Source organism: Poseidonocella pacifica (assembly GCF_900111875.1).
Classification (GTDB): Bacteria; Pseudomonadota; Alphaproteobacteria; order Rhodobacterales; family Rhodobacteraceae; genus Poseidonocella; species Poseidonocella pacifica.
Map to the genome: position 1 here is coordinate 289,277 of NZ_FOJU01000003.1, position 23,230 is coordinate 312,506.

The following is a 23,230-nucleotide window of genomic DNA, read 5'->3' on the forward strand; positions in this document are numbered from 1 at the left end:
TTCTGCCGCGCGGCACGCGGCAGCGCAAGCGTCACTCGCCGAGGATGACCTGCATCAGCGTCAGTTCAGGGTCGAAGCGGCCATGCCTCAGGAAGTGTTCGGTCTGGGCGATGACGAGGGGATTGACCATCATGAAGGTATGGGTCACCGGCAACTCGATGTGATCCGTCATGCCCTCGACCTTTGTCGAGGCGACCGAAACCTTGCCATCATCGGGACCGGGAATGAGCGAGGAATAAACCGGATTGACCGACCGCGTCCCGGCAATGACCCCCAGAGGAAAATCCACCGCCGGCAGGGCAAGCGGGACACTTCCCTCATGGGTGCCAAGTTGCGCGCCCGCAGGTCCGTTGATCAGTTGGAACAGCTCCAGCCCGCCAAGCTCGTCGACCAGCTCAGACCCCTGATTTGGGGGCCCCAGCATGACGACCCGCCCCAGCCGTTCGGGCCGCTTGTCCCGCAACCAGTACCGCACAAGGATGCCCCCCATCGAATGGGTGACGAAATGCACGGTGCGATCTTCACATGCCGCGACCGCCGCGGGCAACGTCTCGTCGACCAGAGGCCCGATACGCTTTTCGGTGGAGGCATAATCGGGAGAGACGGTCTCATACCCCGCGCCTCTGAGCGTAAGCTCCATCGCGGCGAATGAGGCATCCGACCGCGCGAGCCCATGCAGAAGGATCACACAATCCGCTGCGGCAAATCCCGGCAAAAGGGCGAAGATCAAGGCGAGGCGATAACTCATGCCGCCAACATTACGCCGCGCATGATCCGGGCAACAGGGGCAATTGCGGCCCGGCACCTTTCGCGGCATGTTCGATGCATGAGCCGCCCCTGCCCCCGCCTCGCCGCCCGCGCCGTGATCCTGCACGAAGGGCGTCTGCTCATGGTCAATGCCTATGCCGATGGGCGCAGCGATCTTTGGTGCGCGCCGGGCGGCGGGGTGGAACGGGGCTCATCCCTTCCCGAAAACCTGCGCCGCGAAGTCCACGAGGAAACTGGCCTGAACGTGCGCGTCGGAGTTCCCTGCCTCGTCAACGAGTATCACGCGCCAGAGACCGGGTTTCATCAGGTGGAGGTCTTCTTTCGGGCCGAGATCATCGGCGGGCACCTCGACCCGGCATGGCAGGACCCCGAGGGGATCGTCACCCAGCGGCGCTTCGTCACTCGCGCCGAACTGGCCGGGCTGCGCCACAAGCCCGACAGCTTGGGGGACGTGGCATGGGGCGAAGGTCTCAGCTACGATCCGATCGAACTTTTGGCGACATGAGGCCGGGCCCCAGAACACCCAAGGCCACACCGCTCAGAACCAGCATACCCGCCACGATCAATCGTGCGGTCACCGGCTCGGCCAGCAGGACCGCGCCGCCGGCGACGGCGATGACCGGCACTGTGAGTTGGGCAATCGCAGCAACCGCCGCTGGCAAACGGGGCAGCACGGAATACCACAGCGCATAGCCGAGACCGGAGGTCAGTGTACCCGAAAGCACCGCAAGGACCGCGCCAGAGCAATCGATCCCGTCGTGCATGACGAACGCGATCAGCAGGCCCAGCGGCGTTGCCAGCGCAAAGTTGATCGCCGTGGATCGCAGCGGATCCCGTGCGCCACGCCCCAACAGAGAATAAACGCCCCACCCGACCGCTGCCGCCGCCATGAGCGCCGCCCCCGCCACCGAGGGCGCGGCGGCCCCGCCCGGCCACATCAGCCAGACAAGTCCTGCAAAGGCGAGCGCCGCCCCGGCCCACCGGGCAAGGGGAATAGCCTCTCGGCTGAGGACCGCGCCGGCAAACATCGTGATCTGCACTCCGCCGAACAGCAGCAGCGCGCCAACCCCGGCGTCGAGCGTCACATAAGCGAACGAAAACCCAAGCACGTATACGGCGAGCGACACGGCCCCGGCTGACGAAACCGGCATGCGCCTGGGCGAGCCCCGGACATACAGCAAGGCACAGAGCATCGCCGCGCCGGAGGCTAGCCGGATCGCGGCGAAACTTGCCGGCCCTGTCTCCCCCCCTTCGAGAGCCATCCGGTTCAGGACGGAATTGGCAGCGAAGGCAACCATGGCGAGAGCGGTAAGGAGGAAAAGACGCATGGACGGGGCTAATCTTGTAACCCAAGCCCCGCGTCAATGGCTCAGATATCTATTTCCCCGTCGGGCGGCATCAAAGGCGGCGCTTCGGGGACCTTGCGGCGCAGGATGATATCCCCGTTGGGAAGCTTCTCCGGAGGGTGGTAATCCGAGAGGTCTCCGATCTTCTCCGCCAGTGCGCGCAGGCCGGGGCCCATATCGCGCAGAAGCTCCCGCATCTCGGGCGTGATATCTTCTGCGAAGCCGCGCAGCCCGTCGAGCGCGGGTCCGAATTGGTCCCGCAACCCGTCAAAGAAAAGCTCCGCCCCGCGGCGCATATCGCCCGGCGCATCCTGCGCATGAACCGGTCCGCACATCAGGCACAGCATGAGAGCAACGTGTTTCATACCTATCCAGATAGGCGGCCCCGCCGAAATCTCCAGTCAATCGATCTTTACATCGACACTGACCGGGAAATGATCCGATGCCACGAGCAGCGCCGCCCGCAGATCAGCGTCGCCCCAGCATTCGGCATCCTCAAAGGGATGCCACGTCCGCCACGCAGCACCGCGTGCAGCAAGGTCCGGGGAGAGCATCACGTAATCGAGCAGGGCCAGAAGAAAGCGCTTTTCGTACTCCACGAAGAAGCGCGCCGTGGTTGGATGCGCGCCGAGCGGATTGGATAGTACGGCCTCTGCATTGGGATCACGCAAACGCGTTGCTCCTCCAGCCCCGAGAACGATTTCAAAGGAGGACCGACCGAACAGCGCCTCGTATTCATCGAGCCCCGGCCCATCGTTCAGATCCCCCGCCACGATCAGCGCATCGCCTGCCGTCAGGTGCCCATCGACCCGGCGGCGCAGCCAGACCGCCTGCGCAAGCTGTTTGCGCCGGTTGGCGATCGCCCGGCTGGAGATCTCTTCGGGGGTATGCGCTCCATGAGGAGCCTTGGATTTCAGATGCGCCCCGATGAGCCGCAGCTTGGAGCCCCCCGCCGTTTCCAACGCAACCTCCAACGGCGGCTTGGAAAACGTGATCCGATCGTGCCGGTCGTCGATATCAAGGTCGATGTCAAAGGCTAGGTCAAAGCGTGGCGCGGCCTGCCCGCCATCCACCGGATCGTGCCGCGCCGTCAGCCGATCCGGATCAAAAAGCAGCGCGATTTCCTGCTGCGTTGTATTGGCAAACCCGATGAGCGCGCGCCGTGTCCGAAGGCCCGCCGCCTCTGCGAATTGCTCCAGAGCCGCGACGGAACTGCGGCGCCGATTCTCATCCGGGGCCTCGATTATGAGCACCGCGTCCGCATCCAGCGCCCGGAAAACCGTGGCCAGCGCCTCAAGCTGGTCGCGCCGGGAAATTCCCCGCCGCCCAGAAGGGCCATCGTCCGCCAGCATCTGCCCCGCATCGTCAAAGAGGTTGGTGAACCACTCGACGTTATAGGTCGCGATGCGCATCACCCGTGCTTGCCGCCGATCTCTTCCCAAGCGCGGTTGAGCGCGATGAGCCGCCGCTCCGCCATGGCCACCGCTTCCTTGGGGACGCCGCGCGCCATCATCCGGTCAGGGTGGCTTTCCCGTACCTGCCGGCGCCAGGCGCGCCGCACCTCTTCCTTGGGGGCATCGCGCGCTACGCCCAGAACGGTGTAGGGATCGGGGATCGCATCGGGCACGAACCGCGCTCGCAGGGCCCGGAACTCAGTCGAGCCAAGGCCGAATATCTCCGCGACGTTCTCCAGAAACCGATCCTCATCGGGATGATAGGTGCCGTCCGCCATCGCGATGTGAAACAACCCCTCCAAAAGATCGATGAGCGTTTCGGTGTGTTCGCCAAACATCCGCTTGATCCGGCGGGCATATTCCTCAAACCCGGCCACGTCCTGCCGCGCGAGGTTGAAGACACGCGCCGCGTTTTTCTCTTCTTCCGGCGGTATCTGAAAGAACTCGCGGAATGCCGCCACCTCATCGCGCGTCACCTGTCCGTCCGCCTTTGCCATCTTCGCCCCAAGCGCAATCACGGCGATGGCAAAGGCCACGGATCGTTCCGGCGGCGTGCGCAAGCGGTCAAACACTTCGGAAAGCGCTTCGCCTCGGGCGAGCGCGGACAGGGCATCGGATATGCGGGTCCAGATCGACATGGCAACGACCCTAATTCGCTTTCTCGGCAGTGTCAGGAGGACAAGCGCCCCAAAGCGGTGTTTTTCGCATCCTGCCGCTCAGAGCAGCAAGGCAACCTTTCCCGGTCCGGTGAATTCAGCACAAAGCCGTGGGCGCGGGCCGCTTTCGATCGCCACCCGGTCATCAACCAACAGCGGCCCAAGCCGTGTGTTGAGCAGTTCCGCCTCGGGGTGCTGCACGGTGAACCGCCGCAGGACGAGACCACTGCGGTCCAGCCTGTCAGCAGGGTGATCTGAGCCATCCCATTGCAGGATGGCGGGGTAACACTGATCAAAGGGAAGCGCCCCACCCGGCGGAACGCACATGCGCCACCTCAGATCGCCGCGCTCCATCTCTACCGGTGGGCCCGCCTCCTCCGGCGCGGCCTCCAGATCCCGCGTCGCGCAAACCCACGTCAGCAATCTGGGCGGGCCCGAAAAGTCATCCAGCCCAAACCAACGGGGCCGGGACGGCTCTGGCGCCTCTGGGTCGATCGCGATCACCTCAAGATAGAGCCCCTCCCCCAACCCGAGCAAACGGTTATGCGTGCCAAAACGCGCATGGAGCCCGCCGGGACCGGGGCGCACCCCAAGCGCGGCCTCTACATGGTCGCATCCAACCTCCAGCGTTTCGGCCGCCACGACGAGGTGATCGAGGCGAAGCACGCTCAGCGCCGCGTCTCGCGGATGAGCCGCAAGATGTCCTGCGCCGCAGTGGGAATGTTGGTCCCCGGCCCGAAGATCGCCTTTACGCCAGCTTTGCGCAGAAAGTCGTAATCCTGCTGCGGGATAACGCCGCCACAGATCACGAGGATGTCCTCTGCCTCCGCGGCTTTCAGCGCATCGATGAGTTGCGGCGCGAGGGTCTTGTGACCGGCGGCCTGACTGGAAATTCCGATCACGTGCACGTCGTTGTCGATGGCGTCCTGCGCAGCCTCGGCCGGGGTCTGGAACAGCGGTCCCACATCCACGTCAAATCCGATATCCGCGAAAGCCGTCGCGATGACCTTGGCCCCACGATCATGACCATCCTGCCCCATCTTGACGACGAGCATCCGCGGCCGGCGGCCCTCTTCCTCCGCGAAATCCTCAACGGATTTCTGGATCGCGGCAAATCCCTCATCGCCTTCATAGGCCTTGCCATAAACACCTGCGAGGGTCTTTACCTCCGCGCGGTGGCGGCCGAAAATCTTCTCCATCGCCATGCTGATCTCTCCTACCGTCGCCCGCGCCCGTGCCGCTTCGATCGCGGCTTCGAGCAGATTGCCGCCTTCCTTCGCGCGCTTCGCAAGCTCGCCAAGCGCCGCGTCACAGGCGGCCTGATCACGCTGCGCGCGAATACGCTTCAGCGCGGCGACCTGCCCTTCCCGCACCTTGTTGTTGTCGATATCGAGGATGTCGATCGGGTCTTCACGCTCCTTGCGGTACTTGTTGACCCCAACGATGACCTCTTCGCCCTTGTCGATCTGGGCCTGCCGCATCGCTGCGGTTTCCTCGATCCGCAGCTTGGGCATTCCCGAGGCGACAGCCTTGGTCATCCCGCCCATCTCCTCGACCTCTTCGATCAGCGCCCACGCCTCTTCAGCAAGCTGATGGGTCAGGCTTTCCACGTAATAGGACCCGGCCAGCGGATCGACTACATGGGTGACGCCGGTTTCCTCCTGCAGGATAAGCTGGGTATTCCGCGCGATCCGGGCGGAAAATTCGGTGGGAAGGGCAATCGCCTCATCCAGCGCGTTGGTATGGAGCGACTGCGTCCCCCCAAGAACCGCGCTCATCGCCTCATAGGCCGTGCGGATCACGTTGTTGTAGGGGTCCTGCTCCTGCAAAGAGACCCCGGAGGTCTGGCAGTGGGTCCGCAACATGGAGGACTTGGGGCTTTTCGGCTCGAACTCAGCCATGATCCGCGACCACAACAGTCGCGCCGCCCGAAGCTTGGCCGCCTCCATGAAGAAATTCATCCCAATGGCAAAGAAGAAGGACAGTCGCGGCGCGAAACTGTCCACGTTCAGCCCCCGCCCGATGGCCGTGCGCACATATTCCCGCCCATCGGCCAGCGTATAGGCCAACTCCTGCACGAGGTTCGCCCCCGCCTCCTGCATGTGATAGCCGGAAATCGAGATCGAGTTGAACCGCGGCATCTGCGTGGAGGTAAATTCGATGATATCCGCCACGATGCGCATCGACGGCTCTGGCGGATAGACATAGGTGTTGCGAACCATGAACTCCTTGAGGACGTCGTTCTGGATGGTTCCCGACAGAAGCGCGCGGTCATGCCCCTGCTCTTCACCGGCGACGATGAAACTCGCAAGGATCGGGATCACCGCGCCATTCATGGTCATGGAGACGGACACCTGATCGAGCGGTATACCGTCGAACAGGATCTTCATGTCCTCCACGCTGTCGATCGCCACGCCGGCCTTGCCGACATCGCCCACCACACGGGGATGATCGCTGTCATAGCCCCGGTGCGTGGCCAGATCGAAGGCCACCGAAACCCCCTGCTGCCCAGCGGCGAGCGCCTTGCGGTAAAAGGCGTTGCTCTCTTCGGCAGTGGAGAAGCCCGCATATTGGCGGATCGTCCACGGGCGGCCTGCGTACATGGTCGCCTTGACGCCGCGCGTAAACGGCGCTTCGCCCGGCACGCCGCCCAAATGCGGCAGCCCCTCAAGATCGTCTTCGGTGTAGAGGGGAGAGACCTCGATCCCCTCCAGCGTTTTCCACGTCAGATCCTCCAGAGGCCGTCCACGCAGTTCGCCCTGCGCCATCTTCTGCCAGCGTTCCGTCTTGTCAGACATCACCATGCCCTCCCTGTTTGGCGCGAGGGCTTCATAAACCGGCCCGGCGCGTCTATATCAGAAGCAACAGGAGCCTGAATGAAATCGATTGCCCTTCTCGGTCTGGCCATTACGCTCACCCTCGCCCTCGCGGGCAGAGGTGATGCCATCGGAGCCACCGAAGCGGATAGCCCGCCCACGATCCGCGATGCGTATGATCTTACCCTGTCGGAATTCCACTGGGTCAACAGGCTGGTTATCGTATTTGCAGATTCCCCCGCCGACCCGCGGTTCATCGAACAGATGACCCTCCTCAACGAACGGCTCCACGATCTGGAACTGCGCGATGTGGTCGTGCTGCTCGATACCGATGCCTCGGCCCGGTCCGATCCGCGCCAGACACTGCGCCCGCGTGGTTTCATGCTTGTGCTGCTGGACAAGGACGGAAGCGTACTGCTGCGCAAACCCCTCCCATGGAGCGTGCGGGAAATCTCCCGCAGCATCGACAAGACACCCATGCGACAGCGCGAAATGCGGGAATAGCGTACCAAGCGCGGATCCATCATTCGAACTCCATGATCACATCGTCCACCGCAAGGCTGTCTCCCGGTCCCGCGTTCACCTTCGCGACAACCGCCTTCTTTTCGGCGCGCAGGATGTTTTCCATCTTCATCGCCTCGACGGTACAGAGCGCTTGGCCCTCCTGCACTTCCTGACCCACTTCGACGTCGATCTTCACGATCAGGCCGGGCATCGGGCAGAGCAGCAACCTTGAGGTATCGGGTCCGACCTTTTCAGGCATGAGCCGGGCCAGTTCCGCCTGCCGCGGCGTGCGGACATGGACCTTCAGATCGGCGCCCCGGCACCGGATACGAAACCCGCCCGAGACCTTGCCCACCTTCATCACCAGCGGCGCACCATCCACGAGCATCTCGGCCAACTGATCTCCGGGTGTCCAGTCGCCGGAGACACGATGGACCGTCCCGTCCTCAAAGCGCACCGTGGCCCCGTCGCGGTCGGCTTCGATCTCCAGATCATTCGACATTCCCTGCAGCGCGACATTCCAAAGCGTGCCAACGCGCCGCTCGTGGTTGTCGAGCCGCCCTGAGATGCGCGTGCGACGGATCTCTGCAACCCGGTTCATCGCCGCGCAGGCCGCCGAGATGCGGCGCAACTCCTCCTCGGGCAGGTCCACGCCCACAAACCCCTCGGGGAACTCCTCCGCGATGAAGGCCGTGGTGATATCGCCGGATACGAATTTCGGATGATCCATCACGGCGGACAGGAACGGCAGGTTGTGCCCGATTCCGTCTACCTCGAACCGATCCAGCGCCACCCGCATCGCCTCGATTGCCTCGGCCCGCGTGGGTGCCCAAGTGCACAGCTTGGCGATCATGGGATCGTAGTACATTGAAATCTCGCCGCCCTCAAAGACGCCGGTGTCGTTGCGCACGACAACCTCGGGGGTCGTGATCTCCTCCGGGGGGCGGTACCGCGTCAGCCGCCCGATGGAGGGCAGAAACCCGCGATAGGGATCTTCGGCATAAAGCCGGTTCTCGATCGCCCACCCCGTAAGCCGGACGTCCTCTTGCGTGATCGACAGCGGCTCACCGTTCGCGATGCGGATCATCTGTTCCACAAGGTCGATGCCGGTGATGAGTTCGGTGACGGGATGCTCCACCTGCAGCCGGGTGTTCATCTCCAGAAAGAAGAAGTTCTTTTCGCCGTCCACGATGAATTCGACGGTGCCCGCGCTGGTATATCCCACCGCCTGTGCAAGCGCGACAGCCTGCTCACCCATCGCCTTGCGGGTCGCCTCGTCGAGAAAGGGAGAGGGCGCCTCCTCCACGACCTTCTGGTTGCGCCGCTGGATCGAACATTCCCGCTCGCCAAGGTAGACCCCGTTGCCGTGGGCATCGCAAAGCACCTGAATCTCGATATGGCGCGGCTGCGTGACGAATTTCTCGATGAAGATTCGATCATCCCCAAAGGAACTCGCCGCCTCGTTCTTGGAGCTTTGGAACCCCTCACGCGCCTCCTCGTCGGACCACGCGATGCGCATCCCCTTGCCGCCGCCACCGGCACTGGCCTTGATCATCACCGGATAGCCGATCTGGGTGGAAATCTTGGCGGCCTCTTCGGCGTCCCCGATCAGCCCCATATATCCCGGCACAGTGGAAACCCCGGCCTCTGCGGCGATCTTCTTGGAGGTGATCTTGTCCCCCATTGCCTCAATGGCTTTGACGGGAGGGCCGATGAACGCCACGCCCTCCGCCTCCAGCGCTTCGGCGAACTTCGCATTCTCGCTGAGAAACCCATAGCCGGGATGCACCGCCTGCGCGCCGCTTTCCCTGATCGCCGCCATCACCTTGTCGATGACGATATACGACTGGTTCGCCGGGGCCGGGCCGATATGAACCGCCTCATCCGCCATCTCGACATGCAGGGCGTTGCGGTCGGCCTCCGAATAGACGGCCACCGTCTTGATCCCCATCTTGCGCGCGGTCTTGATGACCCGGCAAGCGATCTCGCCACGGTTGGCTATCAGGATCTTGTCAAACATGCCTCGCCCCTCCCCATGGGTTCCGGCGTTCCAGCGGCCGGACGCAAAAAGACCGCCGAGATGTATCCACCCCGACGGTCCGGTCGTTTTTCAAAGCGCCCCGGAGGGCCTCTGCCGAGATTGCCTTAGCGGCAGTTGCCCCGGCCGGATTGGCAGTAGGCCGCATTCGCTGCGCCGCCGACAACCGCGCCGGTTGCAAGATCGCCGCCGGTCGCCGCAGAGGCTGCCGCGCCCGCGCCTGCGCCATAGATGACCTGCTCTCCAAGCGTATCGCCGCAAGCCGCAAGGCCAAGTGTGCAGACAAGTGCCGCGATCCAGGATTTTCTCGCCATGATGGACTCCCATTCATTCCGCGCCCCCGTCCGGGCGCTGGAGGATAATTGCATGTCTTCCCGCCTTCCAAAAGAGGCGGTCTGACGGCTTGGCCGACAGACCACCAGGCAGGAACAAGGTATACGTGCCTCAAGCACTGCGACCGGCGCGGGGACAGCGCGACAATCGCACCCACAAGGGTGGTGCGCGCCCCGCCCGCGGCAAGCGGAAAATGCGCCGGGCCCCGCGCCTGCGCGATAGATTGCCGATCGACAGGGTGCTGAGGCGCACTTACTCCCATTCGTCCCCGCCCTCGATGGCATCGGGGAAACTCACCCGCGCGACCCCTACATTGATGCGCAGCAACGCCTCGTAATCCGTGGGATCGAATGGATCATCCACGGCCACGACCTCGCGCCCGAAGAGCCAGCTCAGCCGCCCCGCGTCGAGATTGCCCCGCTCAAACGGCTCCTCGCCAAAACTGTCCCAAAGCGCCGCCATGAAGGCCGCGTCAGCACGTTTGTCCGCCGGTCTGCGGTCGCGATACCGTTCCCGCGCGATGAGCGGCGTCGCGCCCTTGGGATTGGCCCGCCGGATGGTGAATTGAAAATCTGTGCCTGAAAGGCGGCCGGGAAATCCACGATGCTTGATCATGCGATCTGCCCCCCGGCCAGAGGGGCGGACGCGGCGAGCGATCGCCGCATCCAGAAGGTGTCAGTACTTGGACATGACCGGCTCCGGCTCGACCGGTGCCACGACGACGACATCTTCTTCGGGCGCTGCACAGGCAACGAGCAGGCCGAGAAGGCTGATTCCAACGAAGGTTTTGGCGATATTGCGCATGATGAACTCCTGTCTCTCACTCCATAAGCGGGACCCGACCGGCCATATACTTTGGCGCGACCTGTCGATCCCCGATTCAAGTTAGAGCAGCTTAAGAAAAAAACACACAAAATTGATTGGCCCTCCGCCATCATGTTTCCTTGCCGCGATTCCGCCGCGACGCGCGGGATGACCGAGCGCGCGCCCCAAAACCCGGCGCTGCAGCGCGCGTAGGCGCGCAGGACACGGGACCGCGAGATATCAAAATCACCCACCGCTCTGCACCGCGCTATCTTCCGATAAGCACGGCCGAACGCACCGCGCCCAGACAAGGCCGAAACCCTGCGAAACCCATTGATAAGTAAGTGATTTTTCGCCGAGACGGTCGACGCACCCGCATCCGAAGCATCCCCGAAACCACGCCCAAAACAGGCTGCGAAACCATCCGCATCCCGCATCGCATCGACGTCCTTGGTGGTGGAATACTGGTCGGAGGGCACAGCGAGGGCCTCCTCCCTCCCTACAGCTGCGGCCGCCACCCCCCACAGGGCCCCTCCGTACGCGGCAAATTCTCTCGACCAGTGCAGGGGATCATGCCCAACGTGCGTCATAAGTCAACACCTTGCCTATTCGTGTAGCAAAAAGCGCACGAGTATCCCCGCGCCCCGCCCCGAGAGGCTGTCGATATCGATTCCATATCCGTCACACCAGTCTCATAGCGGGATATTGTCGTGCTTCTTCCACGGGTTGTTCAGCTTCTTGCCCCGCAATGAGGCAAAAGCGCGCGCAGCCCGCCGCCGGGTCGAATGGGGCATGATCACCTCGTCGATGAATCCCCGCTCCGCCGCGACGAAGGGATTGGCGAAACGGTCCTCATAATCCTTTGTCCGGGCGGCGATCTTTTCCGCATCGCCCAGTTCAGACCGATAGAGGATCTCCACCGCGCCCTTCGCGCCCATCACCGCGATTTCCGCCGTGGGCCAGGCATAGTTGAAATCCCCCCGCAGATGCTTGGAGGCCATCACGTCATAGGCCCCGCCATAGGCTTTGCGCGTGATCACCGTCACCTTGGGCACCGTCGCCTCGCCATAGGCGAACAGCAGTTTCGCACCGTGCTTGATGACACCGCCGTATTCCTGCCCCGTTCCGGGAAGGAAGCCGGGCACGTCGACAAAGGTCAGGATCGGGATCTCAAAGGCATCGCAAAAGCGCACGAACCGCGCGGCCTTGCGGCTGCTGTCGATATCAAGGCATCCGGCCAACACCATGGGCTGGTTCGCCACGACCCCAACGGTCCGCCCCTCCAGCCGGATAAAACCTGTGATGATGTTCTTGGCGAAATCTTCCTGAATTTCGTAAAAGTCGCTCTCGTCCGCGACCTTGAGGATCAATTCCTTCATGTCATAGGGGCTGTTGGCATTCTGCGGGATCAGCGTATCGAGCGACGGCTCCACCCGGTCGGGGGCATCAAAGAAGGGGCGCACGGGCGGTTTCTCGCGATTGTTGAGCGGCAGGAAATCGACGAGCCGCCGCACCTCCGCCAGCGCTTCCACATCATTCTCAAAGGCCCCGTCGGCCACGGAGGATTTGCGGGTATGCGTCGAAGCACCGCCAAGCTCTTCGGCCGTGACCTGTTCGTTCGTCACCGTCTTGACCACATCGGGGCCGGTCACGAACATGTAGGAGGTCTCCTTCACCATAAAGATGAAATCCGTCATCGCGGGGGAATACACCGCCCCGCCCGCGCAGGGGCCCATGATCACGCTGATCTGGGGAATGACGCCGCTCGCCATGATGTTGCGCTGAAACACGTCGGCATAGCCTGCAAGGCTCGCCACGCCCTCCTGAATGCGCGCACCGCCGGAATCGTTGATCCCGATGAGCGGCGCGCCGTTCTGCATCGCCATATCCATGATCTTGCAGATCTTCTGGGCGTGGGTTTCGCTGAGCGAGCCGCCAAAGACGGTGAAATCCTGACTGAAGACATAGACCATGCGCCCGTTGATCGTGCCCCAGCCGGTCACGACGCCATCGCCGTAAGGCCGCTGTTCCTGCATCCCGAAATCGGTGCAGCGATGCGCCACGAACATGTCGAACTCCTCAAAGGAGTCCTCGTCGAGCAGCAATTCCACCCGCTCGCGCGCGGTGAGCTTGCCCTTGCCGTGCTGGGCGTCGATCCGGCGGGCGCCCCCGCCCATCTTGGCGGTCTCCCGGCGTCGCTCAAGCTCCTGCAAGATCTGCTTCATCGTGGCTCCTCCTCCGATTGGCGCGACCCTATACTGCGCAGCGGCGAAGAAAAGGAAAGTCTCGCAAATTTGCAAATCGTGCAAAGGCAAAGCGAAAGAAAATGCAAATCTGCAAAGTCGCGCAAGCGCCCGCGCCATCTGGACAAAACCCGCGCGCGGGCATACGGCTCTCGCCATGCAAAACGCCCCAGAGGTCCGGTATCTGGACCGTACAACCGCCCCGCACATCTCCACGCTGATCCTGCTCGCCGGGATCTCGGCCATGGCGATGAACATCTTCCTGCCGTCGCTGCCCCGCATGACCGAGCATTTCCAGACGGATTACCGGGTGATGCAACTCTCGGTCGCGCTCTATCTGGCAGTGAATGCGGTGCTGCAGATCGCGATCGGCCCGATCTCCGACAAGTTCGGACGGCGGCCCATCATGTTGTGGGGTCTTGGCATCTTTCTGGTGGCGACGCTTGGCTGCATCTTTGCGCCAACGGTCGAGGTGTTTCTGGTCTTTCGGATGCTGCAATCGGTTGTTGTGGTGGGCATGGTCCTGTCGCGGGCGGTTGTGCGTGACATGGTCGCCGCCGACCGGTCCGCCTCCATGATCGGCTACGTGACGATGGGGATGGCCTTGGTGCCGATGATCGCCCCGGCCCTCGGGGGGTTCCTCGATGGCGCTTTCGGGTGGGAGGCGAATTTCTGGGCGCTCTTCATCTTTGGCACAGGCCTCGTCTGGCTCACGTGGAAAGACCTTGGCGAAACGTCCGTTAGCTCTGGTCTCACCCTCGGACAGCAGTTCCGCGAATATCCCGAATTGCTCACATCGCGGCGGTTCTGGGCCTTCTCGCTCGCCAATGCCTTCGCTTCGGGGGCCTTCTTTGCCTATCTCGGCGGCGCGCCTTTCGTCGGAAGCGAGGTCTACGGCCTCGATCCCGAAACCCTCGGGCTCTACTTCGGCGCTCCCGCCATCGGGTACATGCTGGGCAACTTCATCTCCGGAAAGTTCAGCGTGCGGATCGGAATCAACCGCATGGTGGTTTACGGCACGATGATCAACGCCATCGGGATCGGCCTTGCCCTCATCGCCTTCGGCCTCGGCTTCGGCAGCGCCCAGACCTTCTTTGCCTTCATGACCTTCGTGGGCCTTGGCAACGGCATGACCATCCCCAATGCCACGGCGGCGATGCTCTCGGTGCGCCCGCGCCTTGCCGGGACGGCCTCGGGCCTTGGCGGCGCGATCATGATCGGCGGCGGCGCGGTGCTTTCGGCGCTTGCCGGCGCGGCGCTCAGCCCCGGAACCGGCGCATGGCCGCTGCTCTGGATCATGTTCGCCACCGCCTGCGCCGCGATCGCCTCCATCGCCTATGGTCTCTACCGGGAACGGCAGGTCGCACCCTGACCGCCGTGCTGCACCTGCACGACGACCCCCTTGACCGCACGCTTTGCAAACTGCACCCTCGGATTCAGCAAATTCGCTAAATCCGGGGGCACGATGGCTGTCACCAAACTCTATGCCGGAGCGAAACTCCGCGAATTCCGGGCGCGTCTCGCGCTGACGCAGAAGGATTTTGCCGCAAAGCTCGGGATTTCGCTGCCCTATCTCAACCAGATGGAAAACAACCACCGCCCGGTGAGCTCCTCCGTGCTTCTGGCCTTGGTGCAGGAATTCGGCTTTGACGTGGCCGAGCTTGGGTCGGGCGATGCCGAACGGATGGTCTCCGATATGCGAGAGGCGCTGGCCGACCCGATCTTCGGCAGCCTGCCCAAGGGAGAGATGCCCCCCGCCGCCGATCTGCGGCTGGCCGCGTCCAATGCCCCTGCCCTTGCCCGCGCCTTTCTGGAATTGCACCGCGCCTATCGCCAGACCCATGAGCGGTTGGCCTCCCTTGATGAGGCACTTGGCCGCGACGATGCCCGCCTGATGCCCTCGCCTTGGGAAGAGGTCCGGGATTTCTTTCATTACTGCGACAACTACATCGACGCCGTGGACCGCGCCGCAGAGCAGTTTTCCCGCACCGCGCCGCCCGGCACATCGCTGCGCGATCACGCCATCGCCGTGCTGGCCGAACGCGGCACCCGCGTCGCTTTTGAACCGATGGAGCCGCTCCGCCGGTTCGATGCGGACAGCGCCCGCCTGACCATCTCTTCCTACGCGCCGCCCAGCACCCAGACGTTCCAGATCCTGCTGCATCTCGCCCATATGACCCAAGGCCCCCTGCTGGAGGCGAACCTCGACCTCGCGCGGTTCAAATCAGACGAGGCGCGCAACATCGCCAAGGTCGGGCTGGCCAACTATTTCGCCGGGGCCGCGCTGATGCCCTATACGCAATTTCTGGCAGAGGCGCATAATTTCCGCCACGATCTCGAACGGCTGGCGGTGCGCTTCGGGGCCTCCATCGAACAGGTGGCGCACCGGCTCTCGACCCTGCAACGCGCCGGCGCCAAGGGCGTGCCGTTCTTCTTCGTGCGGGTGGATCAGGCCGGGACGATCACCAAGCGCCATTCGGCAACCCGGTTGCAATTCGCCCGCTTTGGCGGGGCCTGTCCCTTGTGGAACGTGCACCGTGCCTTTGAAACGCCGGGGCGCTTTCTGCGCCAACTGGCCGAAACCCCCGACGGGGTGCGCTATATCAGCCTTGCGCGCGATGTCTCCAAGCCCGGCGGCCATTTCGGAGCCCCGGTCCGGCGCTTTGCCATCGCACTGGGGTGCCAGATTTCCCACGCCGAACATCTGGTCTATGCCGACGGGCTTTCGCTCGATCAGGACGACGCTTATGAGCCCATCGGGATTTCCTGCCGGATCTGTGAGCGTGTGGGCTGTCACCAACGCTCGGTTCCCCCGCTGGAGCGACGCTTGCGGATCGACCCGCTCGCCCGCGGTGTGCTGCCCTACGAGGTCGCGCGCTGATCAGTCGAAATCCGGCCCGTATTCCAGCACGAGCGGCACGATGATCTCTTCCTCATCCGTCAGGTGACGGTCAAGGAACGTCGCAAACCGCTGTTGCATCTCATGGAACCGGCCAATCTCGTCGTGGGCCCCGCTGCCATCCTGAATCTGCCGCAGCACCCGGTTGGTGTGGTCGGCAAACGCGTGGATGTGGTGATCCAGCACGTGATGATCCGCGTCCAGAATCTCGAACCCTTGCTCAAGCCGCGCATCAAGCGGGAGGAACTGCGGAAAGTAATGCTCATCCTCGATATGGTGATGGCTGTGCAACTGGTTCAGGAAAAAGCCCGCCATCCGCTGCAAGTTCGGCGCAAACCGTGGCCCCGGCCCGTTGTCGAACGCTGTCACCGCCTCATCGCTGAGTTGCCCGAGCAGTTTGCGGAACATCAGATGCCGGTCCAGCCAGAAGGCCGTCATATTGTTGAAATTGGCATGCCCCTGCCAGTCGGCCTTGGGGTATTTCTCCGCCAACACCCGAAGATGTACCGGAAGGCCCGTGCGGGTATCGAGGTTCAGCGAGGTATCCATACCCGCAAAGCTAGGACAGGGCCGCGCCGCCGCCAATCCCTTTTGCCGCGCGCGGATGCACAGCCCCTGCGCGGGGCGGAGCGGCAGAGGTTCGGCCAATTCCCGCGCGACATGGCCCCCGATGCCCCGGCAATCGGCATTCCGCCCGCCTCCGGCCCTATCCTTTTTCGCGAATCCGTGCTGATGTGCCGCCCGACAACGGTGAGAGGTATTGGCGATGGATGGAACACTGAAGGAAAACGATCTCTCGGGTGTGGTGGCGGCGGACAAGGCGCATGTCTGGCATCACCTCGTCTCCCACAAGGGGTTCGAGACGACCGACCCCAAGATCATCGTCGAAGGCAAGGGCCTGCGCGTCTGGGATCAGAACGGCAAGGAGCATCTCGACGCGGTTTCCGGCGCGGTCTGGACGGTCAATGTCGGCTACGGGCGCACCCGCATTGCCGATGCGATCCGCGACCAGCTGGTACAGCTCAACTATTTCGCGGGTGCCATGGGGTCCATCCCCGGCGCGCGCTTCGCTGAGCGGCTCATCGAAAAGATGCCCGGCCTTTCGCGCGTCTACTATTGCAACTCCGGCTCCGAGGCCAACGAGAAGGCCTTCAAGATGGTCCGCCAGATCGCGCACAAGCGCTATGGCGGCAAGAAGCACAAGATCCTCTACCGCGACCGCGATTATCACGGCACCACCATCGGCTGTCTCTCCGCCGGCGGCCAGCAGGAGCGCAACGCCCAATACGGCCCCTTCGCGCCCGGCTTTGTCGAGGTACCGCACTGTCTCGAATACCGCGCCGCCGATCAGGGCTGGGGCGATCTCTCGGGCGAGGCCTATGGCCAGCGCGCCGCCGACGCCATCGAGGAGGTCATTCTGCGCGAGGGCCCCGATACGGTCGGCGCGCTCTGCCTTGAGCCGGTGACGGCGGGCGGCGGTGTCATCACCCCGCCACAGGGTTACTGGGAGCGGGTGCAGGAGATCTGCCGCAAATATGACATCCTGCTGCATATCGATGAGGTCGTCTGCGGCGTGGGCCGCACCGGCAACTGGTTCGGCTATCAGAATTACGGCGTGAAGCCCGACATGGTCACGATGGCCAAGGGCGTCGCCTCCGGCTATGCGGCCATCGCCTGTCTCGTCACCACCGATGAGGTTTTTGACCTCTTCAAGACCGATGCCGACGATCCCATGGATTACTTCCGCGACATCTCCACCTTCGGGGGCTGCACCGCCGGCCCGGCGGCCGCGCTGGAGAACATGGCCATCATCGAGGAAGAGGGTCTGCTCGAAAACACCACCGCCATGGGTGAGCGACTTCAGGAGAACCTGCGCGCTCTCGCGGAGAAACACGCCGTGATCGGCGATGTGCGCGGCGCGGGTCTCTTCTGCGGCGCGGAGCTTGTCGCTGACCGCGCCTCGAAGGAGCCGGTGAGCGAGGCACTGGTCAAGGCCGTGACGGGCGATTGCATGGCGCAGGGCGTCATTATCGGCGCGACCAACCGCTCCGTGCCGGGCTACAACAACACGCTGTGTTTCGCCCCCCCGCTGATCGCCAGCGCCGATGACATCGACGAGATCACCGGCGCGGTGGATGCCGCCCTGACCCGCGTTTTCGGATAGGTGCAAGGTATGACAAGTGTATGACGCGGAGTCATACGCTTGTCATACAAAAGTCATACCCGCTTTTCAGGGACTTAGCCCGAACTGGTCCGTTGAACGGCACGCGCCATGACCCGCAGGCCCGCCACCAGATCGGCCTCCGCCGTATCCTCCTCAAAGGTGTGGCTGACCCCGCCGATCGAGGGCACGAACAGCATCGCCACTGGCATGTGCCGCGATACATTTGTGGCGTCATGCAGCGCGCCCGACGGCATCCGCCGCCAGCGCCCCGGCACCACGTCCTCGGCCGCCTCTTCCAGCGCGCGGCGCAGGCCCGCATCCATCTCCACCGGAGCGAGGCCAAGCATCGGCCCGAAGTCGAGCCCAAGCCCCTGATGCGCCGCAACCTCGTCCGCCGCCTCACGGATGATCGCCTCCATCCGGGCCAGCCGATCAGGATCGCCATCGCGCCATTGCATCGAAAATGTCACCCGCCCCGGCACGATCGAAGAGGCGTTCGGATGCACCGCCACATGCCCCACGGTCCAGACGGTCTGGGGCGTGACGACATTGGCGAAACGCTCTGAAATCAAGGTGTTGAAAGCAACCATCCCCTGCACGGCATCGCGCCGCAAATGCATCGGCGTGGTGCCTGCGTGGTTCTGTTGACCGCTAAAGGTGATGCGCATGTCGCGGATGCCGACGATGCTCTCGACAACGCCGATGGCTTCCTGCGCATCGTCCAGCCACGGCCCCTGCTCGATGTGCATTTCCATGAAAGCGCTGAACCGGGCGGGGTCGACAAAGGGCCCGCCCCAACCCGCGATCCGTCGCCGCGCATCGGCAAAGGTGATCCCCGCCCGGTCGGTCAGCAGGTCCGCCTGATCAAGCGAGAGCGCCCCGCCCCAGATCGCGCTGCCGGTCGTCACGCCGAACCGGCCTTCCTCATCCTCAAAGGAGACAACGGAGACCGGCGGCGCCCCCGCCTCTTGTGCCGCGCGCGCAATCTCCAGCGCCGCAATCACACCAAGCGCCCCGTCAAGCCAGCCCCCTTCCGGCTGGCTGTCCGAATGGGACCCCAAAAGCAAGGACCGCTCCGCCCCCGCCAGCCCGAACAGATTGCCTACCGGATCATATCTAACCTCAAGCCCCGCCGCAGAAAATCGCTCTGCAAGCCACGCCCGTGATGCCAGATCCGCCTCGGAAAATGCAGGCCTGACAACGCCCTTGCCGATACCGGACGCCCCGAATTCCCGCAGTCGGTGCAGATCCGCCAGAAACCGTTCCGCATTCACTTTCATCCGAAATCACCTCCTGTACGTATCCCGTCATAACCCCGCATGCGGCGCAAGCCGATTGACGGGCACCTTGCCGCGCTAGGTATCGCACCAGAAGGAGGACCCGATGCCCTCAAAGTCCACATTGCTCTGGTTCCGCAGGGATCTTCGCCTCGGCGATCATCCCGCGTTGACCGCCGCCGCCGCGCGCGGGACGGTGATCCCGGTCTTTATCCATGACGACAGCGTGGCGAACCTTGGCGCTGCACCGAAATGGCGGCTTGGCCTCTCGCTTGAATGCCTCGGCGCCGCGCTTGAGGCCAAGGGCAGCCGGTTAATTCTGCGCCGCGGCCCCGCTCTCGAAGTGCTGGAGGAATTGATCGAAGAGACGGGCGTAGATGCCGTCTATTGGTCGCGCCTCTACGATGGCACCGCGCAGGAGCGCGATTCCCGCGTGAAAGAAGAGCTTGGAAACAACGGCATAGAGGCCAAATCCTTTGGCGGGCATGTCCTGTTTGAGCCGTGGACCGTCGCGACACAGCAGGGCAATTTCTACAAGGTCTACACCCCGTTCTGGAAGTCGGTGCGCGACCGGGAGGTCGACACTCCGCTTCCCGCGCCGGATTTGACCGCCCCCTCCGAATGGCCCGGCAGCGAAGCGCTCCCTGACTGGGAACTCGGGGCGGGCATGGCACGGGGCGAGAGCATTGTGCGGCGCTTCGCCAATCCCGGTGAATCCGCCGCGCAAAGCCGCCTTGGGGCCTTCATGGCGCAGGGCGTGGACGAATATGCCACGCGGCGCGACCTGCCCGCCGAGGACGGCACATCCAACATGTCCGAGCATCTCACCACCGGGGAGATTTCCCCCGCCCAACTCTGGCATGCCGCGCTTCGGGAGGAAAAGGACGGCAAGGCGGGCGCAGAGACCTTTCGCAAGGAACTCGTCTGGCGCGACTTTGCCTATCACCTTCTCTATCATACGCCGCGCCTGACCGAAGGCAACTGGCGCGAGGAATGGGATGCCTTTCCCTGGAACGAAGACGAACGGCGCAAAGAGGTCACGGCGTGGAAACAGGCCCGGACGGGCATTCCCATCGTCGATGCGGGCTTGCGCGAAATGTACGTGACCGGACGCATGCACAACCGGGTGCGGATGAACGTCGCATCCTACCTCAGCAAACATTTGATGTGCCACTGGCTCATCGGGTTGAAATGGTTCGAAGATTGCCTGATCGACTGGGACATCGCCAACAACGCGCTCGGCTGGCAATGGGCGGCGGGTTCTGGCCCCGATGCCGCCCCCTATTTCCGCATCTTCAACCCCGAGACCCAGGCCAAGCGGTTCGACCCGGATCACGCTTATATCAAGCGCTGGATCGCCGAGGGACAGGAAAACCCGTCCAAAGACGCCCTGTCATACTTTGACGCGATCCCGGCGAGTTGGGGCCTGTCGCCGAGCGATCCCTACCCCGCGCCCATCGTTTCAGCCGATGAGGGGCGAAAACGGGCGCTCGACGCTTACGAGAACCGGGGTTTCTGAGATCCTGACCCTTGGGCTTGCAGGCCGCCCAACAGGGTTCTAGCCTTTCCCCTAAATCTTACGGAGCCGCGATGATCCACACCTCGACCCAAGGGCAGTCCGACCTGCCGCGATACTTCTCTCAGGTTTTCGAGATGGCCTGCAACCTTCGGAACGGACGCCTCGATTTCGTTCTGTCCGATGGGCGTCGCTTTCGTGCAGAAGGCAAGAACCCCGGCCCCGTGGCAGAGTTGTACATCCATTCGCCCGAGGTGTTCGCCCGCCTGATCCGCGAAGGGGACTTGGGCTTTTGCGATGCCTATGTGGATGGCGATTGGTCCTCCCCTGACCTGCAGGCCTTTCAGGATCTGATCCATCTGGACAATGATGAGGTTTATGACGGCTTTCCGGGGCGGCGACTGGTCACGCTCTATGAGAAGTTCCGCTTCTGGATGCAGCGCAACCACAAGGCACAGGCGCGCAAGAACATCTCCTACCACTACGATCTGGGAAACGATTTCTATGGGCTGTGGCTGGACGATACGATGACCTATTCCTCTGCCCTGTTCGAAACCGGGCAGGAAGCTCTGGAACATGCGCAAACCGCGAAATACGCCTCCATGATCGACCAGATGGGCGCGAAACGGGGGGAGCATGTGCTTGAGATCGGCTGCGGCTGGGGGGGCTTTGCGGAATATGCGGCCAAGGAACGGGGCCTGCGTGTCACCGGCCTGACGATCAGCGAGCAGCAGTTCAGCTTTGCACAAGAACGCATACGCCGCGAGGGATTGGACGATCTCGTCACGCTCAAGCTTCAGGATTACCGCGACGAACGCGGAACATACGACGGCATCGCGTCCATTGAGATGTTCGAGGCCGTCGGCGAAAAATACTGGCCCACCTATTTCGAGACGGTGAAATCCTGTCTCAAACCCGGTCGGACCGGTACGTTTCAGATCATCACCGTTCAGGACAAGCGGTGGGAAGTCTACAAGCGCGGAGTCGATTTCATCCAGAAATACATCTTCCCCGGTGGCATGCTTCCCTGTCCCACCGTCCTGCGCCAGCAGATCCAAGGTGCCGGGCTGGAGGTGGCGCGTTCCATCGAGTTCGGAGACAGCTATTCCCAAACGCTGCGCCGGTGGAACGATACCTTCAATGACCGATGGGACCAGATCTCCGAATTGGGCTTTGACGAGCGTTTTCGGCGGATGTGGAATTTCTATCTGACCTCTTGCGCCGGCGCGTTCGCCGGGGGCAATACGGACGTAACCCAGATTACTGTGCGCAACCCTGCCTGAGGCGTCGTATTTGTCCCGAGCCAACCTGTTCATCTATGGCACCCTCTGCCACGCACCGGTGCTGCGCGCCGTTCTAGGCCATTTGCCGGAGCGCCGCGAAGCGCAGCTTGAGGGCCATGCGGTTCGCTGGGCCGCCGGAGGGCCCTACCCCGTAATCCATACACGGGCTGGGGAGGTTTCTTACGGTCAACTTCTCTCTCTGGGGCCGGAGGATATGACTCGGCTGGACTTTTATGAGGCGGCCTTCGGCTACCTGCCAAAGCCTGTCGAAGTCCAAACGCCCGTGGGGACGGTTGAGGCGCTCGCCTATTTCCCCAACCATGAGGAGCCTGCCGCTGGGCGGTGGGATCTTGCCCTCTGGGCGGAGGAATGGGCCGAGATCAGCATTGGCGCGGCTGGCGAAGTCATGCTGCGCCAAGGAAGGGAAGATCCCAAGGCGGCGGGCGGGTTGCTTCCATTCTTTCGCGCGCGCGCATGGTCCCGGAAAATGGCGGCCACCCCCGCGCCCCAGACCTTGCGCAGCGCAAAGACCGCGCAGGATGTGGAGATTATCGCAGATCACGGCGGGTATGACGGCTTCTTTCGCCTTCGGGCCTTTGAACTCAGGCACCGGCGTTTCGACGGCAACTGGTCAGAGCCGATGCGCCGCGAACAGTTTATCTCCTACGACGCGGCGCTGCTCCTGCCCTACGATCCCGCGTCCGACCGCGTCATGCTGATCGAACAACTGCGCTTTGGCCCCTTGGGGCGCGGAGACCCCGCGCCATGGGTGCTGGAGCCGATCGCGGGCCTCATCGATGTCGGCGAAGACCCGATGGAAACCGCCCGGCGTGAGGCGGTAGAGGAAGCGGGCCTGCACGTGACCGACATCCGGCCAATGCTGAAGGGGTATGCCGCGCCCGGCTACTGCACCGATTTCTTTCATTGCTTTCTGGGCCTGACCGACTTGTCCGAAGGCGACGCAGGCCTTGGGGGGCTATCGTCGGAAAACGAAGATATCCGCAGCCACGTGATATCCTTCGATCATGCCATGGCCTTGCTGGAGTCGGGCGAAATCAACGCCATGCCACTCGCGGCCATGCTGCTGTGGCTCGCACGTCAGCGTGAGGCGCTGCGCGCTTCGGCTTGA

At 63.2% G+C, this 23,230-nt stretch carries 22 protein-coding genes; 8 read left to right on the top strand and 14 right to left on the bottom strand.

Annotation, left to right across the window (positions count from 1 at the left end; translation table 11 throughout):
* Positions 1 to 31: 31 nt before the first annotated feature.
* A complete protein-coding gene (locus tag BM234_RS09975; protein WP_092065157.1) occupies positions 32 to 748 on the bottom strand; it encodes an esterase/lipase family protein in 717 nt (238 codons plus the stop codon).
* A 78-nt stretch (positions 749 to 826) separates the two neighbouring features.
* Here BM234_RS09975 and BM234_RS09980 point away from each other — a divergent pair, with 78 nt between their 5' ends.
* Entirely contained in the window at positions 827 to 1,273 is a 447-nt protein-coding gene (locus BM234_RS09980; protein WP_092064065.1) for an NUDIX domain-containing protein, read from the top strand.
* Here BM234_RS09980 and BM234_RS09985 read toward each other — a convergent pair.
* The 6 genes from BM234_RS09985 to scpA form a co-directional block, all read right to left on the bottom strand.
* Positions 1,239 to 2,096 carry a DMT family transporter gene (locus BM234_RS09985; protein ID WP_092064068.1) on the bottom strand — a complete coding sequence of 286 codons (858 nt, stop codon included), beginning with the start codon at positions 2,094 to 2,096 and terminating at the stop codon, positions 1,239 to 1,241. The genes BM234_RS09980 and BM234_RS09985 overlap by 35 nt on opposite strands.
* Positions 2,097 to 2,137: 41 nt before the next feature.
* Complete coding sequence (locus BM234_RS09990) at positions 2,138 to 2,479, bottom strand: hypothetical protein (protein WP_092064071.1); 342 nt, start codon at positions 2,477 to 2,479, stop codon at positions 2,138 to 2,140.
* A gap of 36 nt (positions 2,480 to 2,515) precedes the next feature.
* Positions 2,516 to 3,526, bottom strand: coding sequence for an endonuclease/exonuclease/phosphatase family protein (locus BM234_RS09995; protein WP_092064074.1), 1,011 nt, complete (start codon positions 3,524 to 3,526; stop codon positions 2,516 to 2,518).
* Entirely contained in the window at positions 3,526 to 4,206 is a 681-nt protein-coding gene (locus tag BM234_RS10000) for a tellurite resistance TerB family protein (RefSeq protein WP_092064077.1), read from the bottom strand. The genes BM234_RS09995 and BM234_RS10000 overlap by 1 nt, the downstream gene beginning before the upstream one ends.
* Positions 4,207 to 4,284: 78 nt before the next feature.
* Positions 4,285 to 4,890: a VOC family protein gene (locus tag BM234_RS10005; RefSeq protein ID WP_092064080.1), complete on the bottom strand. Its 606-nt coding sequence runs from the start codon at positions 4,888 to 4,890 to the stop codon at positions 4,285 to 4,287.
* 2 nt (positions 4,891 to 4,892) lie between these two features.
* Positions 4,893 to 7,022: a methylmalonyl-CoA mutase gene (gene scpA / locus BM234_RS10010; protein WP_092065160.1), complete on the bottom strand. Its 2,130-nt coding sequence runs from the start codon at positions 7,020 to 7,022 to the stop codon at positions 4,893 to 4,895.
* A gap of 78 nt (positions 7,023 to 7,100) precedes the next feature.
* Here scpA and BM234_RS10015 point away from each other — a divergent pair, with 78 nt between their 5' ends.
* Positions 7,101 to 7,544, top strand: a complete 444-nt coding sequence (locus BM234_RS10015) for a DUF4174 domain-containing protein (protein ID WP_092064083.1) — start codon at positions 7,101 to 7,103, stop codon at positions 7,542 to 7,544.
* 19 nt (positions 7,545 to 7,563) lie between these two features.
* Here the strand turns inward: BM234_RS10015 and BM234_RS10020 are convergent, their stop codons facing one another.
* From BM234_RS10020 to BM234_RS10035, 5 genes are all read right to left on the bottom strand, one after another.
* Entirely contained in the window at positions 7,564 to 9,564 is a 2,001-nt protein-coding gene (locus tag BM234_RS10020) for an acetyl-CoA carboxylase biotin carboxylase subunit (protein WP_092064086.1), read from the bottom strand.
* A 125-nt stretch (positions 9,565 to 9,689) separates the two neighbouring features.
* Positions 9,690 to 9,896 (bottom strand): hypothetical protein, encoded by a 207-nt coding sequence (locus BM234_RS10025; RefSeq protein WP_092065163.1) that lies wholly within the window; start codon positions 9,894 to 9,896, stop codon positions 9,690 to 9,692.
* Positions 9,897 to 10,167: 271 nt separating this feature from the next.
* On the bottom strand, positions 10,168 to 10,530 hold the full coding sequence (locus BM234_RS10030) for a hypothetical protein (protein ID WP_092064089.1): 363 nt from the start codon (positions 10,528 to 10,530) through the stop codon (positions 10,168 to 10,170).
* Between the two features lie 60 nt (positions 10,531 to 10,590).
* Positions 10,591 to 10,719: a hypothetical protein gene (locus tag BM234_RS17745; RefSeq protein WP_281247959.1), complete on the bottom strand. Its 129-nt coding sequence runs from the start codon at positions 10,717 to 10,719 to the stop codon at positions 10,591 to 10,593.
* Positions 10,720 to 11,411: 692 nt separating this feature from the next.
* Entirely contained in the window at positions 11,412 to 12,944 is a 1,533-nt protein-coding gene (locus tag BM234_RS10035; RefSeq protein ID WP_092064092.1) for an acyl-CoA carboxylase subunit beta, read from the bottom strand.
* A gap of 175 nt (positions 12,945 to 13,119) precedes the next feature.
* On the opposite strand from BM234_RS10035, the gene BM234_RS10040 reads away from it, so the two are divergent.
* Positions 13,120 to 14,334, top strand: a complete 1,215-nt coding sequence (locus tag BM234_RS10040) for a multidrug effflux MFS transporter (protein ID WP_092064095.1) — start codon at positions 13,120 to 13,122, stop codon at positions 14,332 to 14,334.
* Between the two features lie 93 nt (positions 14,335 to 14,427).
* A complete protein-coding gene (locus BM234_RS10045) occupies positions 14,428 to 15,843 on the top strand; it encodes a helix-turn-helix domain-containing protein (RefSeq protein ID WP_092064098.1) in 1,416 nt (471 codons plus the stop codon).
* Here the strand turns inward: BM234_RS10045 and BM234_RS10050 are convergent, their stop codons facing one another.
* Entirely contained in the window at positions 15,844 to 16,509 is a 666-nt protein-coding gene (locus BM234_RS10050) for a hemerythrin domain-containing protein (RefSeq protein WP_245752572.1), read from the bottom strand.
* Positions 16,510 to 16,627: 118 nt separating this feature from the next.
* Between BM234_RS10050 and BM234_RS10055 the strand changes: the two genes are divergently transcribed.
* Complete coding sequence (locus BM234_RS10055) at positions 16,628 to 18,025, top strand: aminotransferase family protein (RefSeq protein WP_092064101.1); 1,398 nt, start codon at positions 16,628 to 16,630, stop codon at positions 18,023 to 18,025.
* A 74-nt stretch (positions 18,026 to 18,099) separates the two neighbouring features.
* Here the strand turns inward: BM234_RS10055 and BM234_RS10060 are convergent, their stop codons facing one another.
* Entirely contained in the window at positions 18,100 to 19,305 is a 1,206-nt protein-coding gene (locus BM234_RS10060) for a hydantoinase/carbamoylase family amidase (protein ID WP_092064104.1), read from the bottom strand.
* Between the two features lie 103 nt (positions 19,306 to 19,408).
* Here BM234_RS10060 and BM234_RS10065 point away from each other — a divergent pair, with 103 nt between their 5' ends.
* The 3 genes from BM234_RS10065 (at position 19,409) to BM234_RS10075 (ending at position 23,230) form a co-directional block, all read left to right on the top strand.
* A complete protein-coding gene (locus tag BM234_RS10065) occupies positions 19,409 to 20,821 on the top strand; it encodes a cryptochrome/photolyase family protein (RefSeq protein ID WP_092064107.1) in 1,413 nt (470 codons plus the stop codon).
* Between the two features lie 71 nt (positions 20,822 to 20,892).
* Entirely contained in the window at positions 20,893 to 22,101 is a 1,209-nt protein-coding gene (locus BM234_RS10070; RefSeq protein WP_092064110.1) for an SAM-dependent methyltransferase, read from the top strand.
* 10 nt (positions 22,102 to 22,111) lie between these two features.
* Positions 22,112 to 23,230: a gamma-glutamylcyclotransferase gene (locus tag BM234_RS10075; protein ID WP_092064113.1), complete on the top strand. Its 1,119-nt coding sequence runs from the start codon at positions 22,112 to 22,114 to the stop codon at positions 23,228 to 23,230.

What these genes read in the sequence shown, in the direction of transcription:
- BM234_RS09975 (WP_092065157.1), bottom strand. Translation starts at nt 748, where the DNA reads ATGAGTTATCGCCTCGCCTTGATCTTCGCCCTTTTGCCGGGATTTGCC.
- BM234_RS09980 (WP_092064065.1), top strand. Translation starts at nt 827, where the DNA reads ATGAGCCGCCCCTGCCCCCGCCTCGCCGCCCGCGCCGTGATCCTGCAC.
- BM234_RS09985 (WP_092064068.1), bottom strand. Translation starts at nt 2,096, where the DNA reads ATGCGTCTTTTCCTCCTTACCGCTCTCGCCATGGTTGCCTTCGCTGCC.
- BM234_RS09990 (WP_092064071.1), bottom strand. Translation starts at nt 2,479, where the DNA reads ATGAAACACGTTGCTCTCATGCTGTGCCTGATGTGCGGACCGGTTCAT.
- BM234_RS09995 (WP_092064074.1), bottom strand. Translation starts at nt 3,526, where the DNA reads ATGCGCATCGCGACCTATAACGTCGAGTGGTTCACCAACCTCTTTGAC.
- BM234_RS10000 (WP_092064077.1), bottom strand. Translation starts at nt 4,206, where the DNA reads ATGTCGATCTGGACCCGCATATCCGATGCCCTGTCCGCGCTCGCCCGA.
- scpA (WP_092065160.1), bottom strand. Translation starts at nt 7,022, where the DNA reads ATGTCTGACAAGACGGAACGCTGGCAGAAGATGGCGCAGGGCGAACTG.
- BM234_RS10015 (WP_092064083.1), top strand. Translation starts at nt 7,101, where the DNA reads ATGAAATCGATTGCCCTTCTCGGTCTGGCCATTACGCTCACCCTCGCC.
- BM234_RS10020 (WP_092064086.1), bottom strand. Translation starts at nt 9,564, where the DNA reads ATGTTTGACAAGATCCTGATAGCCAACCGTGGCGAGATCGCTTGCCGG.
- BM234_RS10025 (WP_092065163.1), bottom strand. Translation starts at nt 9,896, where the DNA reads ATGGCGAGAAAATCCTGGATCGCGGCACTTGTCTGCACACTTGGCCTT.
- BM234_RS10030 (WP_092064089.1), bottom strand. Translation starts at nt 10,530, where the DNA reads ATGATCAAGCATCGTGGATTTCCCGGCCGCCTTTCAGGCACAGATTTT.
- BM234_RS17745 (WP_281247959.1), bottom strand. Translation starts at nt 10,719, where the DNA reads ATGCGCAATATCGCCAAAACCTTCGTTGGAATCAGCCTTCTCGGCCTG.
- BM234_RS10035 (WP_092064092.1), bottom strand. Translation starts at nt 12,944, where the DNA reads ATGAAGCAGATCTTGCAGGAGCTTGAGCGACGCCGGGAGACCGCCAAG.
- BM234_RS10040 (WP_092064095.1), top strand. Translation starts at nt 13,120, where the DNA reads ATGCAAAACGCCCCAGAGGTCCGGTATCTGGACCGTACAACCGCCCCG.
- BM234_RS10045 (WP_092064098.1), top strand. Translation starts at nt 14,428, where the DNA reads ATGGCTGTCACCAAACTCTATGCCGGAGCGAAACTCCGCGAATTCCGG.
- BM234_RS10055 (WP_092064101.1), top strand. Translation starts at nt 16,628, where the DNA reads ATGGATGGAACACTGAAGGAAAACGATCTCTCGGGTGTGGTGGCGGCG.
- BM234_RS10060 (WP_092064104.1), bottom strand. Translation starts at nt 19,305, where the DNA reads ATGAAAGTGAATGCGGAACGGTTTCTGGCGGATCTGCACCGACTGCGG.
- BM234_RS10065 (WP_092064107.1), top strand. Translation starts at nt 19,409, where the DNA reads ATGCCCTCAAAGTCCACATTGCTCTGGTTCCGCAGGGATCTTCGCCTC.
- BM234_RS10070 (WP_092064110.1), top strand. Translation starts at nt 20,893, where the DNA reads ATGATCCACACCTCGACCCAAGGGCAGTCCGACCTGCCGCGATACTTC.